Annotated in this window: 18 protein-coding genes and 2 pseudogenes; 13 read left to right on the top strand and 7 right to left on the bottom strand. The window is 68.9% G+C overall.

From position 1 onward, the window contains the following. On the bottom strand, nucleotides 1-184 hold a 184-nt coding region (locus tag ABZZ74_RS42695), incomplete at its 3' end, for a hypothetical protein (protein ID WP_356949530.1). 757 nt (nucleotides 185-941) lie between these two features. On the opposite strand from ABZZ74_RS42695, the gene ABZZ74_RS42690 reads away from it, so the two are divergent. Then, nucleotides 942-1,823 (top strand): HNH endonuclease, encoded by an 882-nt coding sequence (locus tag ABZZ74_RS42690; RefSeq protein WP_356949529.1) that lies wholly within the window; start codon nucleotides 942-944, stop codon nucleotides 1,821-1,823. A 73-nt stretch (nucleotides 1,824-1,896) separates the two neighbouring features. Continuing rightward, the gene (locus tag ABZZ74_RS42685) at nucleotides 1,897-2,526 is read left to right on the top strand and encodes a hypothetical protein (protein WP_356949528.1); all 630 of its coding nucleotides are present in this window, start codon (nucleotides 1,897-1,899) and stop codon (nucleotides 2,524-2,526) included. A gap of 71 nt (nucleotides 2,527-2,597) precedes the next feature. On the opposite strand, the gene ABZZ74_RS42680 is transcribed toward ABZZ74_RS42685, so the two are convergent. Continuing rightward, nucleotides 2,598-3,695, bottom strand: a complete 1,098-nt coding sequence (locus ABZZ74_RS42680; protein ID WP_356949527.1) for a hypothetical protein — start codon at nucleotides 3,693-3,695, stop codon at nucleotides 2,598-2,600. Between the two features lie 421 nt (nucleotides 3,696-4,116). Continuing rightward, nucleotides 4,117-4,311, bottom strand: a pseudogene (locus ABZZ74_RS42675) (hypothetical protein); the annotation flags it as partial. A 152-nt stretch (nucleotides 4,312-4,463) separates the two neighbouring features. On the opposite strand from ABZZ74_RS42675, the gene ABZZ74_RS42670 reads away from it, so the two are divergent. The 6 genes and pseudogenes from ABZZ74_RS42670 (at nucleotide 4,464) to ABZZ74_RS42645 (ending at nucleotide 7,452) form a co-directional block, all read left to right on the top strand. Then, nucleotides 4,464-4,613 carry a hypothetical protein gene (locus tag ABZZ74_RS42670; RefSeq protein ID WP_356949526.1) on the top strand — a complete coding sequence of 50 codons (150 nt, stop codon included), beginning with the start codon at nucleotides 4,464-4,466 and terminating at the stop codon, nucleotides 4,611-4,613. Continuing rightward, the gene (locus ABZZ74_RS42665; protein WP_356949525.1) at nucleotides 4,601-4,738 is read left to right on the top strand and encodes a hypothetical protein; all 138 of its coding nucleotides are present in this window, start codon (nucleotides 4,601-4,603) and stop codon (nucleotides 4,736-4,738) included. The genes ABZZ74_RS42670 and ABZZ74_RS42665 overlap by 13 nt, the downstream gene beginning before the upstream one ends. A gap of 322 nt (nucleotides 4,739-5,060) precedes the next feature. Next, nucleotides 5,061-5,819: a hypothetical protein gene (locus ABZZ74_RS42660; protein WP_356949524.1), complete on the top strand. Its 759-nt coding sequence runs from the start codon at nucleotides 5,061-5,063 to the stop codon at nucleotides 5,817-5,819. Then, nucleotides 5,819-6,016: pseudogene (locus ABZZ74_RS42655) on the top strand (ISAs1 family transposase); the annotation flags it as partial. The gene ABZZ74_RS42660 and the pseudogene ABZZ74_RS42655, both read left to right, overlap by 1 nt. Before the next feature lie 392 nt (nucleotides 6,017-6,408). Further along, nucleotides 6,409-6,816 (top strand): hypothetical protein, encoded by a 408-nt coding sequence (locus tag ABZZ74_RS42650; RefSeq protein ID WP_356949523.1) that lies wholly within the window; start codon nucleotides 6,409-6,411, stop codon nucleotides 6,814-6,816. Nucleotides 6,817-7,044: 228 nt separating this feature from the next. Then, entirely contained in the window at nucleotides 7,045-7,452 is a 408-nt protein-coding gene (locus tag ABZZ74_RS42645) for a hypothetical protein (RefSeq protein WP_356949522.1), read from the top strand. A gap of 888 nt (nucleotides 7,453-8,340) precedes the next feature. Here the strand turns inward: ABZZ74_RS42645 and ABZZ74_RS42640 are convergent. Together ABZZ74_RS42640 and lanL are read right to left on the bottom strand one after the other, a co-directional pair. Next, nucleotides 8,341-8,496 (bottom strand): hypothetical protein, encoded by a 156-nt coding sequence (locus ABZZ74_RS42640; RefSeq protein WP_356949521.1) that lies wholly within the window; start codon nucleotides 8,494-8,496, stop codon nucleotides 8,341-8,343. 11 nt (nucleotides 8,497-8,507) lie between these two features. Beyond that, entirely contained in the window at nucleotides 8,508-11,210 is a 2,703-nt protein-coding gene (gene lanL, locus ABZZ74_RS42635; protein ID WP_356949520.1) for a class IV lanthionine synthetase LanL, read from the bottom strand. A gap of 844 nt (nucleotides 11,211-12,054) precedes the next feature. On the opposite strand from lanL, the gene ABZZ74_RS42630 reads away from it, so the two are divergent. Further along, entirely contained in the window at nucleotides 12,055-13,269 is a 1,215-nt protein-coding gene (locus ABZZ74_RS42630) for an ATP-binding protein (protein WP_356949519.1), read from the top strand. After that, nucleotides 13,266-14,384, top strand: a complete 1,119-nt coding sequence (locus ABZZ74_RS42625) for a tetratricopeptide repeat protein (RefSeq protein ID WP_356949518.1) — start codon at nucleotides 13,266-13,268, stop codon at nucleotides 14,382-14,384. Before ABZZ74_RS42630 ends, ABZZ74_RS42625 begins: the two co-directional genes overlap by 4 nt. A gap of 22 nt (nucleotides 14,385-14,406) precedes the next feature. Here ABZZ74_RS42625 and ABZZ74_RS42620 read toward each other — a convergent pair whose 3' ends face one another. After that, nucleotides 14,407-14,571 (bottom strand): hypothetical protein, encoded by a 165-nt coding sequence (locus tag ABZZ74_RS42620; protein WP_356949517.1) that lies wholly within the window; start codon nucleotides 14,569-14,571, stop codon nucleotides 14,407-14,409. Between ABZZ74_RS42620 and ABZZ74_RS42615 the strand changes: the two genes are divergently transcribed. Both ABZZ74_RS42615 and ABZZ74_RS42610 read left to right on the top strand, forming a co-directional pair. Further along, entirely contained in the window at nucleotides 14,570-14,779 is a 210-nt protein-coding gene (locus ABZZ74_RS42615; RefSeq protein ID WP_356949516.1) for a hypothetical protein, read from the top strand. The two genes, ABZZ74_RS42620 and ABZZ74_RS42615, sit on opposite strands and share 2 nt — an antisense overlap. Before the next feature lie 255 nt (nucleotides 14,780-15,034). Continuing rightward, entirely contained in the window at nucleotides 15,035-15,298 is a 264-nt protein-coding gene (locus ABZZ74_RS42610) for a hypothetical protein (RefSeq protein WP_356949515.1), read from the top strand. Nucleotides 15,299-15,459: 161 nt separating this feature from the next. Here ABZZ74_RS42610 and ABZZ74_RS42605 read toward each other — a convergent pair whose 3' ends face one another. Continuing rightward, a complete protein-coding gene (locus ABZZ74_RS42605) occupies nucleotides 15,460-15,663 on the bottom strand; it encodes a hypothetical protein (protein WP_356949514.1) in 204 nt (67 codons plus the stop codon). Between the two features lie 376 nt (nucleotides 15,664-16,039). Between ABZZ74_RS42605 and ABZZ74_RS42600 the strand changes: the two genes are divergently transcribed. Continuing rightward, nucleotides 16,040-17,872, top strand: coding sequence for a BTAD domain-containing putative transcriptional regulator (locus ABZZ74_RS42600; protein WP_356949513.1), 1,833 nt, complete (start codon nucleotides 16,040-16,042; stop codon nucleotides 17,870-17,872). Nucleotides 17,873-17,948 lie beyond the last annotated feature (76 nt).

The raw sequence follows: 17,948 nt of genomic DNA, 5'->3' as shown, positions 1-17,948 counted from the left end.
AGGAGACCTCGGGCGAGGAGACGTCCGGCGAGGAGACCTCGGGCGAGGAGACGTCCGGCGAGGAGACCTCGGGCGAGGAGACGTCCGGCGAGGAGACCTCGGGCGAGGAGACGTCCGGCGAGGAGGTTGGGTCAACCAGCCCGACGGAGATTGGAACGTCTCCTCCGACGAGTGCCGAAGACAAGGCGCTTGCCGATCGCCTCAGTCAAGGGCAGGGCACAGGTCGCGAGGCTTTGGAGTACTTTCAGAGCCACGGGCACCCCGAACTCCATGAAGAACCCACGTGGGACAAGGACCTGCACGTTTGGGTATTTCCGGAGGCTCACTCCTACGGTCACGCCGGCGACGAGCCAGGCCGGGGGCGTGGTGGGGAGCCGGGCGAGCACTCTGGTCAGACGCCAGGCTCTGGTCCAGGTGGTGAGCGCGGCGGTGACAAGCACGGCGGTGATCCTGGCGACGGTCCCGGTACTCCTCAGGAAGGCCCCGGGCAGGGGCAAATCCCCGGGCAAGGAGGCACTCCCGGCCCGGACACCCCTGGGCACGGAGGCAATACTGGGCAGGATAAGGGGGGCGGTCACGGAGAGGCTCCCGGCTCCGGACCGGAAAGCGGTCAGATGGGTGACCATCATCCTGAACCGGTGCACGACGGAACCGAGTCGACACCTGCGCCGGGCGATCCAGGCTCTGCGACGAGCAGTACCTCCACAGAGCACAGTGGGAGCGGTGGAACTGGTGAGCGTCCGTCGGAGCAGGGCACAGGACGCCACGACGGGCAAGGAAGCGGGCCTGGTCATGAGCCGGGCGCCGGCCCGCAGGGCACGCCGGGAATCCCGGCAAACACGCCGGGGCTTCCGAGCGCTACGCACAGCGGAGCCGGGGCCGCGCCAGGTGCCTCCGGGGGAACGGGGCACGTGCCGAGTGAGAGCTGGGAGCAGCACCGCTTGGAGCGCTGGAAGCTGTATTGGGGCGATGGCAGCCTCGTCACGGGAAAGGGCACGCAGGACGACCCGTATGTCTACCCGGCGGACAAGATCCTTGGCCCACCGACGGCCGGGCAGGCGCCCTTGCCGGCACCGGAACCCGACCGCGACTACGCGACGGCGGAAGAAGAGTGGACGGTCGCAAAACAGTCGGCCTGGAACTGGCTCGTCGACCGCATGCTGGGCGGCCCCCTGACGCCGGAGGCCTGGTTGAACAGCTGGCGGTACCCGGAGCCTCCCGACGCCCCATCCGGCAGGAAGTACGAGCTGCGCCAGAGCTACGAGGCCATGCAGACCTTCGCCCGGGTCTTCGAGTTCGGCCTCGGCTTCATCTCGCCTGCCATTGTGGAGTCGGCCTTCGAGAGCGGCGTCGCCCAGCGCTGGGGCAGCCATCTGCTCGAGTTGATGAAGGACACCAGAGGCGGGATGGCCATCGGCGGGACCCTGGAAGAGGCCAGGGCCAAGGAGCTCATCGAGAGCATCCTGGGCGAGACCGCGACCAAAACCATGGTCCAGGACTTCGTCATGTTCAAGAAGGCCTACCAATCCGAGCGCAAGTGGATGGAGCTGGAGGGCGTTGCTCTCGAAGGCTTCGAGGCGCACATCCTGCAGGTGGGCAGCAAGAAGTTCGACGTCAACATCGGCATGCTGCGCGGCAGCAGGAGGGAGGACGCAAAAGCCGCTCTCAAGCTTCTCGGGATCGACAAACTGCCGGATGGGTTCGTCTGGCACCATCACCCTGACTTCGGCCGCATGGTCGCCATCCCGAAGGTGATCCACGATCAAAGCCATTGGGGCGGTGTCGCCATCTTCAAATCGATCTTCGGCGTCCCCTACAAGTAGCGGACGCCGACCGCAGTCACGGCTTGTGTGTCACCCACAGAAAGAGGCGGGTCCCCCTGGGAGGCTGACGCTCGTGGAATCCCAGATCATCGTGAGTCTGGCGTCTACAGGAGTCGCAGGGTTAGCGGTCGTCGCGAGTCTGGTGACGACACTGCTCTCCCTTCGCGCACAGCGGGAGAACACACGCGACACGCTCGACACACAGGAGCGGCTGTCCGCCGTGCAAGAGCGCGCACTCCACGAGCGGTCACATGCGCAGGACCTGCGCGACAAGCGAGCTGAGCCCTATCTCGCCTTGATCAAGTGGGTCGACCAACTGCTCGAAGCACTCGACGAACTGGACGAAGTCGCCAAGCCGTACCTGTCGGTCGAGGAATGGAACATCAATCCAGACGTCGACAACCTCCTCGACCTCTACGCGTCCGACGTCATCCATGTGCGGTACGCGGCCCTCCGCGGCAAGCTCATCGGGCTGGTCGCTACCGACGGCCCGCGGCGCCCCAAGCTGGTGACCTGGACGGAGTCGCAGGGCGAGGTCGACAACGTCAATGTCGAAACCGGGTCGCCATGGAACGCCTGGCCCGAACGAGCGCAAGCCCGTGCCCGGCTGACGAACGACGCCATGGATCTCATCGCGCAGGTGCGGGCCGAACTTCAGGGCAGAACGAGTCGCGGATACTTCATCATCTGGCGGTTGTCCTGACGGCCGAGAGCCAACACAGATCAGGGGCTGCCGCGGTCGCGGAGGGAAACCAGAGCCAAGGGATGAACGACTCAACGACACTCACCGCACACCCACTCGATAGTCCGCTCCTCGGCGAGCGGTTCAGGTGCGCGTGCGGCAGCGCAGTCCTTCAACTCCGCGCGCAGCACCGCCCGTACACACGCCTCCTCCATCGGCCCACGGGGCCGAATCGCCGACAGCACCGGTGCGGCCAGGCTCCCTAGTTCCTCCAGCAGACGAAGGCAACGCCCGTACTGCTCCTGCCCGGCCTCTCCGGGTGCCTGTCGGCGCAACTCGTCCGCGAGGAAGGCGAGCGCCTGTGCTTCGTCGAAGCGGAGCAGTGCCCGGATGACTTCCGGCCGGTGCTCTTCATGGTGGCGGAACTGCTCGTACAGGGCCGCGCGGACGACTTCGTCGGGCCCTCGTAGCCGGGCCAGGGTGAGCAGGCAGAAGTGGCGAACCCAGCGGTGCGGGTCGGCCAGGCCCATCAGCGCTGCGTCCCGGGCTCGTGCGGGCAGGTCGCCCTCCAGCCGCGACAGTGCCTGGGCCGCGGTCACCCGGACCCGGTCCTCCTGCGTCGCGCCGAGGCAGTCGGTCAGCACACGGACCGCGAGAGCGGTCGCCCGGGGCCGTAGCGGGCCCGCCAGTTCGAAGAGGACGTGCGCCCTGGCCTTGGGGCTCGCCGCGCTCACGGACTCCAGCACGGCGGGGATGGCACAGGTCGGCACCGGGCGGATCCGGGCCAACGCGTTGACGCTGTGGACGATCGTTCGAATGACGGCTTTCACGCACGGTCCCCGCGCGGCCGTCCGCAGCGCGTCCACCAGCGCGGGTACCGCCGCCGGCCCTGCGGAGACGACCTGGCGTACCGGCTCGGGCGTACCGTCCTCGGGCAACCGCTCGGGCTCCAACGCCCGAGTGCTGTCGGCCGGCCGCGGGTACACCCCGTCGTACGGCTCGGCGCTGAACAGGTCGATCCACGCCTGCACCGGCCGTCCGTCCACCAGTCGGCCGGCCCGCCGCAGAGCGTCGGAGAGCCGCCGCAAGGACCTGAGGTCATCCGGCCGCGCGGCCTGCCGCAACCGGGCCAGGTCGGCGTTCGACCCCGAGCCGTGTGCGCTCGCCGACCTGTTGCCTGGCAGTGCCATCGTCCCGCCGTCAGGTATGCGGACCAGGACATGATGGCCCAGTCCGGCTGAAGTGAGGCAAAGGCTGAGGTGGACGGAGCCCGGGAGCATATCCTGCTGCCCGGGCTCCTCTTTTGCCACCCAATTGCACACACCGGCACGTTCAAGAGTCGCCGATCATTGCGAGATCGACCTGTTCTGCCTTTGAACTACCGTGCCACGAGAAGAGAGGCACAGACAGGACTTGAACCTGCATCCGTCGATAACCGTCCGTACTCGGTCGATCCGGCGTTCGGCGGCGAATGCTGAGACTGGAGCGAGAACCTGAGATTCAAGGGCCGCCTCTGCCGAGGCGGCCTCGGCGGCTTCGCCGGCGCTTCAACATCAGTTTCAGCTTGCGCTCTTCGCGCACCCCTTGCTCGCACGAGGGGCGATCGAGAAGCTACCTGAACAGGTAGCCGAACCCCGCGTCGCCCACCCGCTGGTCGGTGACCTCGGTGCTGTTGGCCTCCTAGCGGGCGAACTTGACGGCCTGTTGAAGCTTCTCGACCCGATCGAGCAACTCGTTCACCCGCTTCGCGGGCAGCGCACCGGAGAACTTCACCGTCGTCCAGTACCCCACCGGAATGTCTTCGTGTCGGCCGAGTTTCCCGTAGCTCGGGGAACGCACCCGAACCCGTGGGGATCTACGTAGTTTTGCGGATGTCGGCTGACCACGGCCTCAACGATGGTGAATTCCACCCGGCGGGACGCCGTCTTCGGCGCCCAGGGCACTTCAGGGAGGAACTCATGCTTGACGCTCCCGCCGAGGCATTCGCGGACGAGCAGTACTACGCTCCGCTCGCGGCGATAGCGGACCCGGGCCCGCGCTTCGCGCCCAGCCGAGTGCCGGCCGGCTGGTGGGGAACGGACCAGGAGATCACCCCATGTCGTGCCTGAGGGAAGCCGGTCTGCACGCCGGACTCGCCGGACCGGCGTACTTCCTCGCCGACCACGCCGAACTGGCCGGTGGCGAGACCCACCGCCACGACGCGGTCCGGACCGCCACCGGCCTGCTGAAGTAAGCCATCCCGCACACTCTTGGCGTCCTCTTCCTCGGCAAAAGGTCACACCGCTTCAGCGCCGATTTGTACCAGTGGAGGGGCCGGGCTGCTGTTTGGCACTGCACCGCGTCCTGCACGCTCCGGGTGACGAGTTGTTCACCTTGGACAGCGTCGCGCAGCCCCCGCTGCCGCTGCCATGACGTCAGAACGCCCGATTCGCCACACACAGAAAGAGCAGGGGATCGCATATGAAACGGACGTGGTGGATTGCGGGACGGGCGAAGGGCGAGTGGCTGTGAGTCCGGCGATCGCAGATCGGTGGAGGTCGGCCGTCCGGCCGGGGGTGGACGGCCACCTCCGGGACATCCTCTGGCCCGCGTCCTTCCCGAATGCGCCCCGGGCCCGTGTCTATGCGCACGCACTTGCCGCGCTGGTGGTCGTCACGGCGGTGTGCGCGACGTTCAGCGGTTTCTACTGGGCTGACGACCCCCAGGTCAGCAAGTACCGCGCGGGCCTGCGAGGGGTGGCGCTGGCGATGGCAGTGCCAGCGCTGGGGATGGCGGTTCCGCTGCTGCTGATGTGCGTCCTGCTGGCCGGCGCCCTGCGGACCTGGCCCAGGGCGCCGCACCGGGCGCTGCCCGCTGTGGCCTGGACGGCGATGCTCGCGACCTTCCTGTGGTGGAGTGACGGGCATGGAAAGATGGGAGTGGCGGTGCTGCTGGTCCTGACGTGCGCCCTGCTCGCCTGGATTCTGCTGGCTGGCCGGGTGCAGTATCCGGTGCTGGCAGCCGTGGCCTGGATGTCATCGGCGCTCATGACCTTGCTGGTGCTGCTGTTCACCTCGTTGAGGAACGACGGCGACTACTGCACGGCGAACGAGGCCGTGCATCCGGTGTCGGCGAATGTGGTGCTCCTGTGCGTGTTGGCGGCACTGGCCGCCGGATCGTTGGCGGGGTGGATCGCGTGGCTGCTCTCACGTCGCAGGGCGCGGCCGTTGGCGCTGTACGCAATATGGCTCGCCACGATCGCCGCGACAGTCGTACTGACCCTGGCGCCGCCGCTCCATGCGGCTCAGACCTGCGGCCCGTCCGGGATCGGCTGAGCTTAAAGACCGTGCACTGCTGTCGCGACGTCACCTTCGGCGACGACGCCAGCCAGGTCCGCCGCCACCACACCCCCGCCGTCCTACGCGACCTGATCCGTTCCTGCCTCAAGCTCGCCGGCCGGGTCAGCATCGCCGCCGCCCGACGCGCTCACACCGACCGGCACCATGTCCTCACGCTCTACAGGCTCACATGATCACGAACTCAGACATCCAGCCTGAACGCCGCGGCCCTGGGGCCCCGTTCCTCTACGTGCACGAGTCAGTAATCTCCCCGATGGATCTGGGGCTGCCTCTTGCGACCATGGTGAATCACGTGCACCGGGTGCTCGGAGCGGAGGGGGCACTACATGAGGGTTTCCCAGAGGCGGCACGCTGCTCCGGAAGCGTGGGCGAAGGCGCCCGTGCCAGGCCGAGGGGGACGAACGTCGCGGCTCCTCCGGACCAATCATCGTCGCACCCGCCCAGAGGTATGCACGGTCGTCAGACGAGGAGCGACGAACAGTTCCAGCGTTTCACACGAAGAGAAGGATGCTGTCCCGTGAACATGTCGGTCCGCTCCCGTCCCGCCGTGCGAGGTGTTCTCGTCATGACAGGCACAGCGCTGCTGCTCACCGCCCTCGCCGGGTGCTCCAAGGACAAGGAGACGATGGCGGGCTGGGCCAAGAACGGCAGCGAAAAACACGTGAAGGCCATCGCCACGGATTTGAAGACCCTGGGTGAGGTGAGCAACCAGTCTACTGGGGACCCCACGATCGCGCCGCGCTGCACTCAGGTGCTCGATGACGTGAAGGCGGCGAAGGCCTTCCGTGACCCGCCTGACAAGATCGTCAACACCAGTTGGCAGGAGACGCTCAATCACGTCCAGACGGCCGCTTCCCACTGCCTGCGCAACGTCAAGATCGGCGGTGGATCGAGCCTCGTCGAGGCCATGGACGCGCAGTCCTCATTTCGCGATTTCCTCAGCGCGTTCGAGCTCGCCCTCAACAAGTCCTGATCCTCGCTGTGCCCCGCGTCCGGCTCGTCGGTCCGGGTCCGACGGATCCCACAACGAGCCGAGTGCACAACGGTGTTTTGCACAACGCCGGCTTGCCGCCGCATCCAAGGCCTCGTCCGCAATGTGTGCCACTGGTCCCTTTTGGGATGGGAAGGGACTGCAAAGATCGGCTGTGCGGGCAAGGCGGAAGCCTGCGAAATTATCAAACCATAAACAATGGAGGTTCAGATGGGGCTTGCGGAACGCCGTAGCGTTGAGCGGTTCAAGAGCGAGGACTACCCCGCCTGGAAGTCGCGGATCGACGCGGCGGCAGGGTTCGAGGTGCCGATCGAGGTGGCGTGGGAGGAGCTGGCTGTCGCCGATTACGCGGACAGGTACGCAGACTACTTCCCGCAGGTCTTCTTCCAACCGCTGGTGGACGCGTTGAGCGCGGTCGCGGTCGATGACATGGGCAAGGAAGCCCTCCGCGAGGGGATATCGAAAGTCCTCATCAGGAATACCGGAAAGTTCATCAGCTCGGCAGGGATTTCCTTCATCGACGGCGTGTTGACGTTTGACCACATGTCAGACACCAACACCCATCACGGAGAGGAGCGAACGAAAAAGCTTCAGGATGTCCTCGAGTCCAGCCTCTAGCACACCAGAGGCACTTTGACTCTTTCTCTCCCTGAGGGGCGGTCTGGGTAGGGTCCGCAGGCTGATTGCCTGTGCACGCTCTTTCCCGGACTGCCCCGATCATGTGCGGTAGTCGCTGACAATCGAAACGTCCCCATCAGCCTGCCAGTGTTATCCACGAGCCCGCACCTTACGACCCCGGACACACCGACGCGGGTGACATCCTCGCAAGATCACCGCCGTTTGCGGCTGGTGACAGCGTTCTTACCGGCACTCCGACTTCGGGCGCCGGCCCGCGCCGGCGCGGCCGTCCCACCGCTGGTCGAACGCGCGGCGGACGGCGAATCGGATTCCATGGCGCGTTCGGAGTTCAATCCGTATGTATCGGCGCAGCAGCGGGACCATGTCTTGTTGGCGGCCGACTCCATGGCCGGCCCGGATCGTCGAGTCGCCCGCCGCGACATGGCAGCACGTCACCGGGGCGGTGGACCATGCCTGTCTGGCTGTGGCGGCGAGTATGGGTCCTGTGTTCAGGACCATCACCGCCGAGACACCATGGTACGAGAGTGACGCAGTGTCACAGATCCGACAAGCGATCGAGCGGACAACAGCACCAGCTGCGCGCCCCGCCCGGTCACCACGGAGCCTGCGGCTCTGCCGGCGCCTGATCAGGCGTCAGATCAGCTGCTGAAGAGAGAAGTTGCGTGTGAGGCGGGTCGAGCGGCCGATCAACTCGATCGTGAGGGCCCGACGTCTGGGATTGCGAACATCTCCCGCCACACAGCGAGGCATGCATCGCCTGGATCACGATGACTCTGATGTCCCGGCGAGCTACGGCGGCCGTGGCTGAGGTCCGCTCCTCGAGTCACGGCCGCCGTGGCGCGGCAGTCAGCTGTTCGACGCCGTTGCCTACATCGACGCGTGCTGTTCCGTGGGTGCGGCGTAGGTGGAACTCCAGCAGCTGATGGGACCGCCGCATTGCCGTTCGGTGAGCCAGCCGCACACAGCCTCCGTGTGCGATTCCTCCGCCACGAGCTTCTGCAGGCTGTCCAGCGTTGCTTCCATGATGTGGTCTCCTATCGTCCTGTCAGGGGTTGCGCCGCCAGGGTGGGCGACGCGTCGTCGGCGGTCAGCAGGCGCGGGCCGCCGTACCGCACACGAAGCAGGAACCCGACGACTCCGGCGAGGCCGACGCCGTAGTCGACGGCGACCTGTGTGCCCGACTCGTCAGGTACGACGACCAGGCCCGCCCGTGCACGACGTTTGATATAGAGGCAGGCGGCGAGCTCTTCGGCCCACCCCTGGTACGGCCCGCCAACTGCTTGTGCCATGTCGAGCAGGAACTCGCCGTCTCCGGCGAGCCCGTGGCAGACCGAAGTCCCCGAGGTCCAGCGGACGCGGTACGCCGCGCGGGCCGCGGCCTCTGCCAGTTCCAAGGCGCGCGCGTCGCCGGTGGCGCGCCAGAGCCGGATCAGGAAGGTGCCCACACCGGAGGCTCCGCTGCACAGGTGGTGGAGCAGTCCGCTCCCGGGCTCGTGCGCGCGGTCGGTGCGCCACCTGGCGCCCCACGGTCCGCGTTCGGCCTCCGCGAAGAGGGTTCGGGCAGCGGCGTGGGAGGCCTCCAGGTACGCGTCACGGCCGGTGGCGGTGGCCGCCACCAGCAGGAAGGAGCCAATGCCCGCGACCCCGTGGGCGTATCCCAGGTAGGCGGCGCCTGCGAGCCCGGAGTCGAAGTCGCGCGGGACCTGCCAGAAGATCCCGTCCCGGTCGTGCTCCGCCACTGCCAGCAGCGCGTCGGCGCACTGAGCGGCCCGGTCCAGGAACCGCTGCCGTCCCGTCGACTGCCAGAGCTTGAGCTGAGTCAGACCCACCCCCGCGACGCCGTGGAACACATCGGGATTGGGCCAGCGCACCGGCAGTGCGAGGGCGAAGCGCTCCGCCCGGTCGAGGAGTTCGGCGTCGTCCAGGTGGCGGGCCGCTTCGTGCAGCGCCCAGGCGACGCCGGCCCTACCGGAGTACAGCCCGGGCGGCAGTCCGGACACCGCGTCGAGGCGTGCGTCCGTCCACGCGGCCACATGGCGTACGACCGGCTCCAGGTCCTTCCGGCCGAGGACGTCGGCCGCACGGATGAGCACGCTCAGGACACCTGCCGCACCGTGCTGGACGCCGTACCCGCCGGCGCCCTCTCCGGGCTGCCGGCCCCTGGGCCACAGCCGATCGGTGCCGCCCCGTTCCATGGTCCCCACGATGTGGGCGATTCCGTCGCCGATCAGGGTGTCCTGCAGCGGGGCCGCCAGCTGGGCCGGGCCGAGTCCGCTGGTGGTGACCTGCGGAGGCACGGGCCCGGCCAGCAGAGTTCTGAGTTGTTCGACGGACCAGCGCTGTGCCGGGTCCTGCGCGCACAGGCCCCGCACCGCCGGGGCGAGGAGCCGCGCGGCAGCGTTGCGTGGCTCCTGGGCGGCGAGTACCGCGTCGAGTTGCTCCACCGGGGGACCGCCGTCCGCTTCGGCTGCGGCGAACGCAGGGTCGGCGCCGGTGGCCAGGTAGAAGAGCAGGGCGCCCAGCGAGAACAGGTCTGCCGCCGGGTCGGGCGCCGGGCCGTAGACGGGCCCCAGCGCGTACTCAGGTGCGGCGAAGCCCGGAGTGTACACGCAGTGACCCCACTCGTCCGCCCGCAGGGCGCACTCCGCGTCGACCAGCAGCAGCCGACCGTCGGGGCCGATCATGATGTTCGACGGGCTGAGGTCGCAGTAGACCAGCCCTCTGCGATGCACCTCGGCCACCAGCTCCGCCAGGTCGGCCGCGAGGACGACGACCTCCCCGACGGGCAGGCCGCCGTCGTGGTCGCGCAATGAGCTGAAACGCTCCTGGGCCCAGCGGCCGAGCGGGAGACCCGGGACCTCGGCCACGACGAGGAACAGGTGACCGCCCTCCTCGAAGAGGTCGAGGAGTTCCGGGACCACACCCTTGAGAGCAGTGAGGGACGCCGCCTCGCGCCGGAGTACGTCCCGGCAGTCATGGCCGGTGAAACCGGAACCGACATGCGCACGTGCCTGCTTGATCACGACAGCGCGGCCCGAGTCCTGGTCGACCGCGCGGTAGACGCCGCCGCGCGCCCTGTGGCGGATCGCCGCGTGGACGGCGTAGCGCCCGTGCAGCACCATCTCCTGCGGTGCCCCGGCGGCTGGTGGCGCAGGGGCGGCGGGGCCGGGCAACGGCAGTTCGGCCCACGGCGGCGGTGAGAACCAGGGGTTGCGTACGTCGCGCACGGCGCTGCCGTCCGGCGCGAGCAACCGTGTCTCCTCCACACCGTCCTGCGTCCGGTGCTTGACACCCTGGAAGGCGCCGAAGCGGTAGTGGACGAGGCTGCCGGTTCGATACGGGCGGTCCGACAGGATCGCGGGGCCCGGCAGACCGGCGGTCGCCGCATCCAGTGCCCGGGCCAGCTCACGGAAGCGGTCGTCGTCCTGCGGATAGGCGGTGATGAACTTGCCGCACTGCGCCCGGTCGTAACGGCTCGAGGTCAGGGTCTCGACGTCCTGAGACCGGGCTGCGAACTTGAAGGCGCACCCGTGGTGGACCAGCACCCGGGCCGACCGGTACAACACCTCGGGTGCGGAGAGGGCAGTGGCCGACAGGTGCAGTTTCCAACCCTGCACACGGGAGGGGTGGCCGGTCGGGTGGACGCGACACCAGAACTCCTCCTCCACGATCTCCCAGCCGTCCGCGCCCTGCTCGGACAGGACGGACCGCACCAGTGTGTCCAGGGGCAGACTCATGCCCGACACGCTCCCATCCTCGCCGCTTCCGTCTCGCCGATCACCGGCAGGATGCTGGTGCAACCGCGGTGCGCGGCACATCTGTGAAAATACGTATCTGGCCACGGAACGCCGTGGATCTCTTGCTTCCCCGCACTACAAGCACCGACCGATCCCGTGGTTCTCAGCGACGAGATCAGCGCCGCCTTCCTCGGGTCGCCGTGCCCTGGGCGGGCGCGTGGGTAGGGAGGACGACTGTCCCGCCGCTCGCTGGGAGCCGTCTGCGGCGCTGCCCTGTCGCCCGGCGGGGCGACAGGACGGCCGACATCCAGTGGCCGTCGTCGCTCCAGCCGAGGAAGCAGCGGGCCCCGCTGTCGTCCGCAGGCCGTTCGCGACGAAGGGGTGGCGGGTCCCGCCCCGCGCCCTCCAGGTCTCAATCCCGGTGCTCTGCTCACTGAGTCACCCGCCGACGGCGCCCGACCCTGTGTTCGCCACGGCTGATCACGCAGTCGACTTGCGTCTGCTCGGCGGCGCGGTGGTCGCAACCGTCGTTCGGACCTGGATCCGATAGTGCCCGTGATCGACAGGGAGAAGCTGCTTCACCACGTCCTCGACCATTCCTTGCCGCCGGCCCGGAGGTGTGTGGTCGGGGGTTACGCATCCGAATACGTACTTTCCCGGATACCGCGGTCGGTGGTGAGGGCTGAGACTGGGCCCGGCCCAGGGCCGGGGCCCGGTCCGCCGGGGAAGGACAGGTGGCGCTGCCTCCCCGTGTCACGGTCACCCGGGGTCCCGTAGAGCCGCTGAGCAGGTCGGCACCGATCTTCGCGGCCGTGCACATCTATGAATCTGGAGTCCCGCTGCCATGGGTCACGACGTACCCCTGATCGCCAGCCTGCGGGCTGCCGTCGGTGCCGCGCCGGACGACGTACCGCTACGGCTCCATCTCTCGGAGCTGCTGCTCGCGCACGGCCATGCCGACGAAGCGGTCGCCGAAATCGCGGCCGCGCTGAGCAGGGCCCCCGGCAACGCTCAGGCGCGGGCGCTCATGGCACGCGCGATGACATCGGCCCCCGTCCCGGATCAGACGACCGGATTCGACTGGCAACGCGCCGAGAAGGAGTTCTCGGACATCGTCACCCCCCGCCTCGCCGACGGGACGGAGAGCCTCTACGGCGGCGAGGAGGCGATGGGGGAAGTGGAGGATGCCGGCCGGGTCCGGCTCGCGGACGTCGGTGGCATGCTCGAGGTCAAGCAGCGCCTGGAGGCCGCGTTCCTGGCGCCGATGCGCAATCCCGCGCTGCGCGAACTGTACGGCAAGCAGATGCGGGGCGGACTCCTCCTCTACGGGCCGCCGGGCTGCGGGAAGACTTTCATCGCTCGCGCGGTCGCGGGTGAGCTCGGCGCGCGGTTCATGAGCGTGGGGCTGAACGACGTGCTCGACGTGTACATCGGCCAGTCTGAACGCAATCTCCACGAGGTCTTCGAGACCGCCCGCCGCAGCGCGCCCTGCGTGGTCTTCCTGGACGAACTCGACGCACTCGGTGCCAAGCGCGGTCTGGTACGCCACAGTGGCCTGCGCACCTCCGTCAACCAGCTCCTCGCCGAGCTGGACGGCATCCACGCGGCCGCCAACGAGGGCGTGTTCGTCCTCGCGGCCACCAATCATCCCTGGGACGTGGACACCGCTCTGCGCCGCCCCGGCAGACTGGACCGTACGCTGCTCGTCCTGCCCCCGGACGCACCGGCACGCGAATCGGTCCTGCGCTACCACCTGCGCAACCGTCCGGTAGCCGACGTGAACCTGAACGCCGTGGCCCGCCGTACGGACGGCTACTCGGGCGCCGACCTTGCGCACCTGTGCGACACGGCCGCCGAGCGGGCGCTCATGGACTGCGTCGCCACCGGCACACCCCGCATGATCCGCGCCAGCGACCTGACGGCCGCTCTGGGCCAGGTGCGGCCCTCGACCGGCCCCTGGTTCGAAAGCGCCCGCAACGTGGCGATGTTCGCCAACGACGGCGGCATGTACGACGACCTGCTCACCTATTTCAAGCGAAGCGGAAAGCACCGGCCATGACCACCTCTCCCCACGCGGGCCTCGCCCAACGAGCCCTGGTGCTTGCCGAGACCGGCCGCCACAAGGAAGCGGCGGCCCTGTTCGCCCGGCATCTGGCAGCAGACCCGACCGACACCATGTCCTGGTCCCTGCTCGCCCACTGCCGCAGGGAACTCGGCGACCCCGAAGGGGCGTTGGACGCCACCGACCAGGGACTGCGCCACGACCCCACCGACGCGTACGTCTGGCGGATTCGCGCCCTGACCCTGCAGACCCTGGAACGCCACCAGGATGCGGTCGACGCCGCGGCCGAGGCGGTCCGGCTGGCGCCCGGCGGCTGGGCCACGCACAACACCTACGCCCGGACCCTCGCAGCCGTCCCCGGCGGGCTGCCCGCCGCGGGCGCCGCCGCCGCACGCGCCGCCGCCCTCGCTCCCGAGGAGCCACAGGCGCACTTCTGGGTGGGCTACATCGCCCACCAGGCCGGCGACCACAAGGCAGCCGCCCGCGCCTACCGCACAGTCCTGAACCTCAACCCCCAGGACGCCGCAGCCCGCAACAACCTCGGCGTGCTCAACCTGCGCGGCGGGCGGCAGTTCGGCGCCGCCTGGGACTTCGCGGCCTCGCTCGCCGCCGATCCGCAGTCGTCCGCCGCGCACCAGAACGTACTGACGGTGGCGGTTCGCGTGCTCGTCACAGCCCGTCGGCTGGCCCTGTGGTGCCTCTTCGGCGCCGCTGGCCTCCGCTGGTACATCGATGGCCCCGGCCGCACCGACCCCCTGACCTCTCTCGCCCTGCCACCGTGGCCGACGGCCCTGCCGCCGTGGACGACCGGGCTGGCCGCAATCGTCACCGTCTGGGCCCTGTGGGCATGGTCGACCCGGCGACGCCTGCCCGGCGCCCTGCGCATGCCGATGTGGGCGATGCTCGTGCGTGACGTCCGCTTCGCGACCTCGGCCCTCGGGATCATCGTGGCATTGGGGGTCGCCTTCGCCATCCTCGCCCCGCCGCACCTGTCGAGACTCTCGCTCGCCGAGATGGTCCTGGGCGGGATCGTCCCGCTCGCCATGGCCCCGACGCGCTCACGACCCAACAGCTCGACACCTGGTCAGCGTGATGTGGGAGGCCGCCCATGAGCCGTGCGCCATTCGAAGGGCACTACAGCTGGTTGTGGCGCAGGGGTTGGTGCTCGCAGTAGTAGAGCAGGGACATGCACGATTCCTCGGCGTCGTCCTTCGTGCCGGGAATGACGCATTCCCGGCCGCCCAGCTGATCCGCGTCGAGTTCGGGGAGTTCGATGCCGACCTCGGCGGTCGGCGACATGCCCAGCTCCGCCCTGTCCTCGCACCGTCTGATGGCATCCCCGTCGGCCGAAACCTCCGACCAGAGGGTGACGCCCGTCGCCGTCGCGCAGGCCGACATGACCGCGGACTCCAATCGTGTCTTCGGTATCTGCCTGGCGGTCGACGGAGTCGCCCGCAGGGGTGCCGAGGACAAGGCCGTCAAGACGCACCCGTCCGGCGCCGGATGACCCTGGCGGACGGTCGCCCAGTCACCGTCACCAGCGGCTACGACAACACGATGCGGATATGGGACCCGGCCACCGGACAGCCGACCTGCGAGCCGCTGACCGCCCGGAGGATGGGGGTGCGGTCGGAGCCACGGCCGTGGTGAGCGGCCGGCCCGTGGCCGTCGCCGGTGGCAGCTTCGACGGGACGGTCCGGGTGTGGGATTTGACGACGGGACGGGAGGCCGGCGAACTCCTGCCGGCCATACCGGCGGGGCGGTGGCGACAACTGTGTTGGAGCGTCGTCCCGTCGCCGTCACCGGCGGCCGGGACAGGACGGTGCGGGTATGGGACCCGACCACCGGTCGGCAGGCCGGTCCGGAGTTGGCGTTCCCCGCGTATGTGACCGCGATGGCGGTGGAGCCGGAGGGCGAACTGGTGGTCGGCTTCGGCAACGAGATCGCGGTGCTGACTCACCGTTTACTGGGGGTCCGCGTGGTCGGGGAGCTGCCACGAACTCCAGAGCCTGGTGGAGAGGCTTGATGCCATGGTTCAGCCCAGGAGCGCCGTCTCCGATGCGGGAACCCGGCCGGGAATCGGTCCTGTTCCCAAGGTGATGTCGCCGACGGCACGGCGTCTGCACGCGGCCTTTTGGGAAACCGGGCGTGGTGGAGCTACCGCTCGGTGGCCGTACCGCAGTCGGCTCACCACTCGCGCCACTCATCAGTGATCTCGTGACGGCCCAGGCCTTGGCGTGCCGCGAGAGCGGGGACGTCGATGCCGTGTTCGGCGAGTGTCCGGTCTATGTAGTCGCACAGCAGCTCGCGCTCGGCGGTCTCATAAGCACCGCCGCCGAACTGCGTGTTGACCGCGTTGAGCGCCAGGACCACGCGCCGGACGGTGTCCATGACGCCTTCGTCAGTGGGTGGGACCAGCGCCGGCACGTCAGCACGTCGCCACGTCGGTTGCCTGCCCGCTGTCCTGGAACAGGTCGGATGTGGGGGTTCCCCCAATGTTAGGGATCGCCGTCCGCGGCACAGTCGTCCCTGGCCCGAAAGTTCTGCTGGTGCGTGAGCCCGCCCCAGGTCCTCGGGCGCCTCTCATCCCTAAACACAGGAGCGCACGTGCATGCCCCCGTGATCGGCCCCACCACCGTGAGCGTCCGGGACCCGCGTCCGGACGGCGTCGGGCGACCGTGCTCGGCGCCCCGGCCAGGGAGGCGGGACGGCGCTCAGTGGGATGCCGAGATCAGCGAAGTACCCGCCGATACGGAGGCCGATCAGCATGAGTGACATACGCGACCCCGAACCGCGTCCGGCGGTGTACTTCTCCATCCTGGGTCCCCTCTCCGCCGAGGTACGGGGGCGCACGCTCCAACTCGGACCGCTCAAACAGCGATTGGTTCTCGCCATGCTGTTGTGCCGCCCGAACGTGCTGGTCTCGGTCGACGTGCTGACCGAGGCGGTATGGGACGACGAGCCTCCGAGAACGGCACGCAAGAACCTCCAGGTGTACATCTCGGCACTGCGCAAGACGCTGGCCGAGGCCGGAGAGGGGCAGCGACTCATCAGCCGCCCGGGAGGCTACCTGCTCAAACTGGCCGACTCCGAACTCGACTCCTTGCAGTTCCGCGCGCTTGCCCGGGCCGGTCGCGCGGCGGCCGACGACGGCGACACCGAACTCGGCGCCCGGCTGCTCGACCGGGCCCGGCGCCTGTGGACCGGTCCCCCACTTCCGGAGCTTGTCTGCTCGGAACCGATCCGGGACGAGGTAGCACGACTGACGACTCGTTACCTGGCTGTCTGCGAGGACTGGTCCGAGGTGGCGCTGGAGGCGGGTCAGGCCCGTGAGGTGGCCGACATCGTGGGCACCCTGGTGGAGCAGCACCCGCTACGGGAGCGACTGCGTTCGGCGCAGATGACGGCCCTGCACCGCTCGGGGCGCCGGACCGAGGCATTGTCGGCATACGACGAGCTGCGGCAGTACCTGTCCAGGGAGCTGGGCCTGTCGCCGAGCCCGGTTCTGGAGTCCGTGTACCGCTCGATCCTCTCCGACAGGGGGGTAGGTACCGGGCGACCGCACGCCGGCGTGGGCGGCCGCCGCGGTACGCCAACCGTGCTGCCGCCGGACATCGCCGACTTCACCGGCCGCGCTGACCAGATGAGGAAGTTGCTCGAAGTCGCAGGTCCCGGCGGCACGGTGACCGTCGTCATCGGAGCGGCTGGCGTGGGCAAGTCCGCGCTGGCCGACCGCGCCGCGCACCGGCTGGCTGATGAGTTCCCCGGCGGACGGATCCGTGTGAGTCTCCGGGAGAAGGACGGATCGCCTCGGTCGCTGGCGAGACTGACAGCCGAACTGCTCCCGTACACGAACCCGACCGGGCCGTTGCCCGCGGATCCCGAACACGCAGCCGCGCTCTGGCGCGCCTGGCTGGCGCAACGCAAGGTCCTGCTCCTGCTCGACGACACCCCCGACGAGGCTTCTGTCCGGCCGCTGCTGCCCGGCACCGGCCCGAGCGCCGCCATCATCACCGCTCGCACCCAGCTCGCCGGGCTCGCCCCGGCCCATCGGATGCACCTGTCGCCGTACTCCACCGCCGAAGCCCTGGAGCTGCTGGGCCGGCTCATCGGCCCGGGCCGGGTGCTCTGCGACCGGCCGGCGGCCGAGCGGATCGTCGCGGCCTGCGGAATGCTGCCACTGGCGGTCCGGGCTGCGGGCCTCAAGCTGGCCGTGCTGCGCCACCTGCCGCTCGGCGAGTACGCGGTCCGGCTGGCCGACCCCCGGCGGGTACTGGACGAGCTGACCGTGGGCGACGTCGACGTGAGATCCCATCTGGACGATGCATGGCGGCAGTTGGACGAGTCGCGCCGTTCCATGCTACGGCGCCTGGCGAGACTCCCCCTGTCGGAAATGTTCACCATCGAAGAGGCCGTAGTGGCCCTCGGGTGCGGGCAGGATCAGGCGCAGCGAGAGCTGGAGCTGATGATCGAGCAAGGTATCGTCGTCTCGCCCGGCAGCGAGGTGACCGCCCACTCGGCGGCCTACTCCCTGCCCCACCTCACCCACCTCCACGCCCGCGAGGCGACCTCTGACGAACTCGTTCACGGTCAGCCGTAGCACTGAGTCGGCGACTGGTCGTGGCGTACTTCACCCACCTCTGCTCCCGTTCGGCGAACGCATGGGCGGCGCGCGC

Origin of the sequence: Streptomyces sp. NPDC006476, from assembly GCF_040612015.1 — a bacterium.
GTDB lineage: Bacteria > Actinomycetota > Actinomycetes > Streptomycetales > Streptomycetaceae > Streptomyces > Streptomyces griseorubiginosus_B.
Note: the sequence above shows the minus strand (reverse complement) of the source record. Positions and strands in the feature narration are given on the sequence as shown.

Coding starts and splice junctions, on each gene's coding strand:
- ABZZ74_RS42680 (WP_356949527.1), bottom strand. CDS start 3,695: ATGGCACTGCCAGGCAACAGGTCGGCGAGCGCACACGGCTCGGGGTCG.
- ABZZ74_RS42670 (WP_356949526.1), top strand. CDS start 4,464: ATGCTTGACGCTCCCGCCGAGGCATTCGCGGACGAGCAGTACTACGCT.
- ABZZ74_RS42665 (WP_356949525.1), top strand. CDS start 4,601: ATGTCGTGCCTGAGGGAAGCCGGTCTGCACGCCGGACTCGCCGGACCG.
- ABZZ74_RS42650 (WP_356949523.1), top strand. CDS start 6,409: ATGACAGGCACAGCGCTGCTGCTCACCGCCCTCGCCGGGTGCTCCAAG.
- ABZZ74_RS42645 (WP_356949522.1), top strand. CDS start 7,045: ATGGGGCTTGCGGAACGCCGTAGCGTTGAGCGGTTCAAGAGCGAGGAC.
- ABZZ74_RS42640 (WP_356949521.1), bottom strand. CDS start 8,496: ATGGAAGCAACGCTGGACAGCCTGCAGAAGCTCGTGGCGGAGGAATCG.
- lanL (WP_356949520.1), bottom strand. CDS start 11,210: ATGAGTCTGCCCCTGGACACACTGGTGCGGTCCGTCCTGTCCGAGCAG.
- ABZZ74_RS42630 (WP_356949519.1), top strand. CDS start 12,055: ATGGGTCACGACGTACCCCTGATCGCCAGCCTGCGGGCTGCCGTCGGT.
- ABZZ74_RS42625 (WP_356949518.1), top strand. CDS start 13,266: ATGACCACCTCTCCCCACGCGGGCCTCGCCCAACGAGCCCTGGTGCTT.
- ABZZ74_RS42615 (WP_356949516.1), top strand. CDS start 14,570: ATGCCCAGCTCCGCCCTGTCCTCGCACCGTCTGATGGCATCCCCGTCG.
- ABZZ74_RS42620 (WP_356949517.1), bottom strand. CDS start 14,571: ATGTCGCCGACCGCCGAGGTCGGCATCGAACTCCCCGAACTCGACGCG.
- ABZZ74_RS42605 (WP_356949514.1), bottom strand. CDS start 15,663: ATGGACACCGTCCGGCGCGTGGTCCTGGCGCTCAACGCGGTCAACACG.
- ABZZ74_RS42600 (WP_356949513.1), top strand. CDS start 16,040: ATGAGTGACATACGCGACCCCGAACCGCGTCCGGCGGTGTACTTCTCC.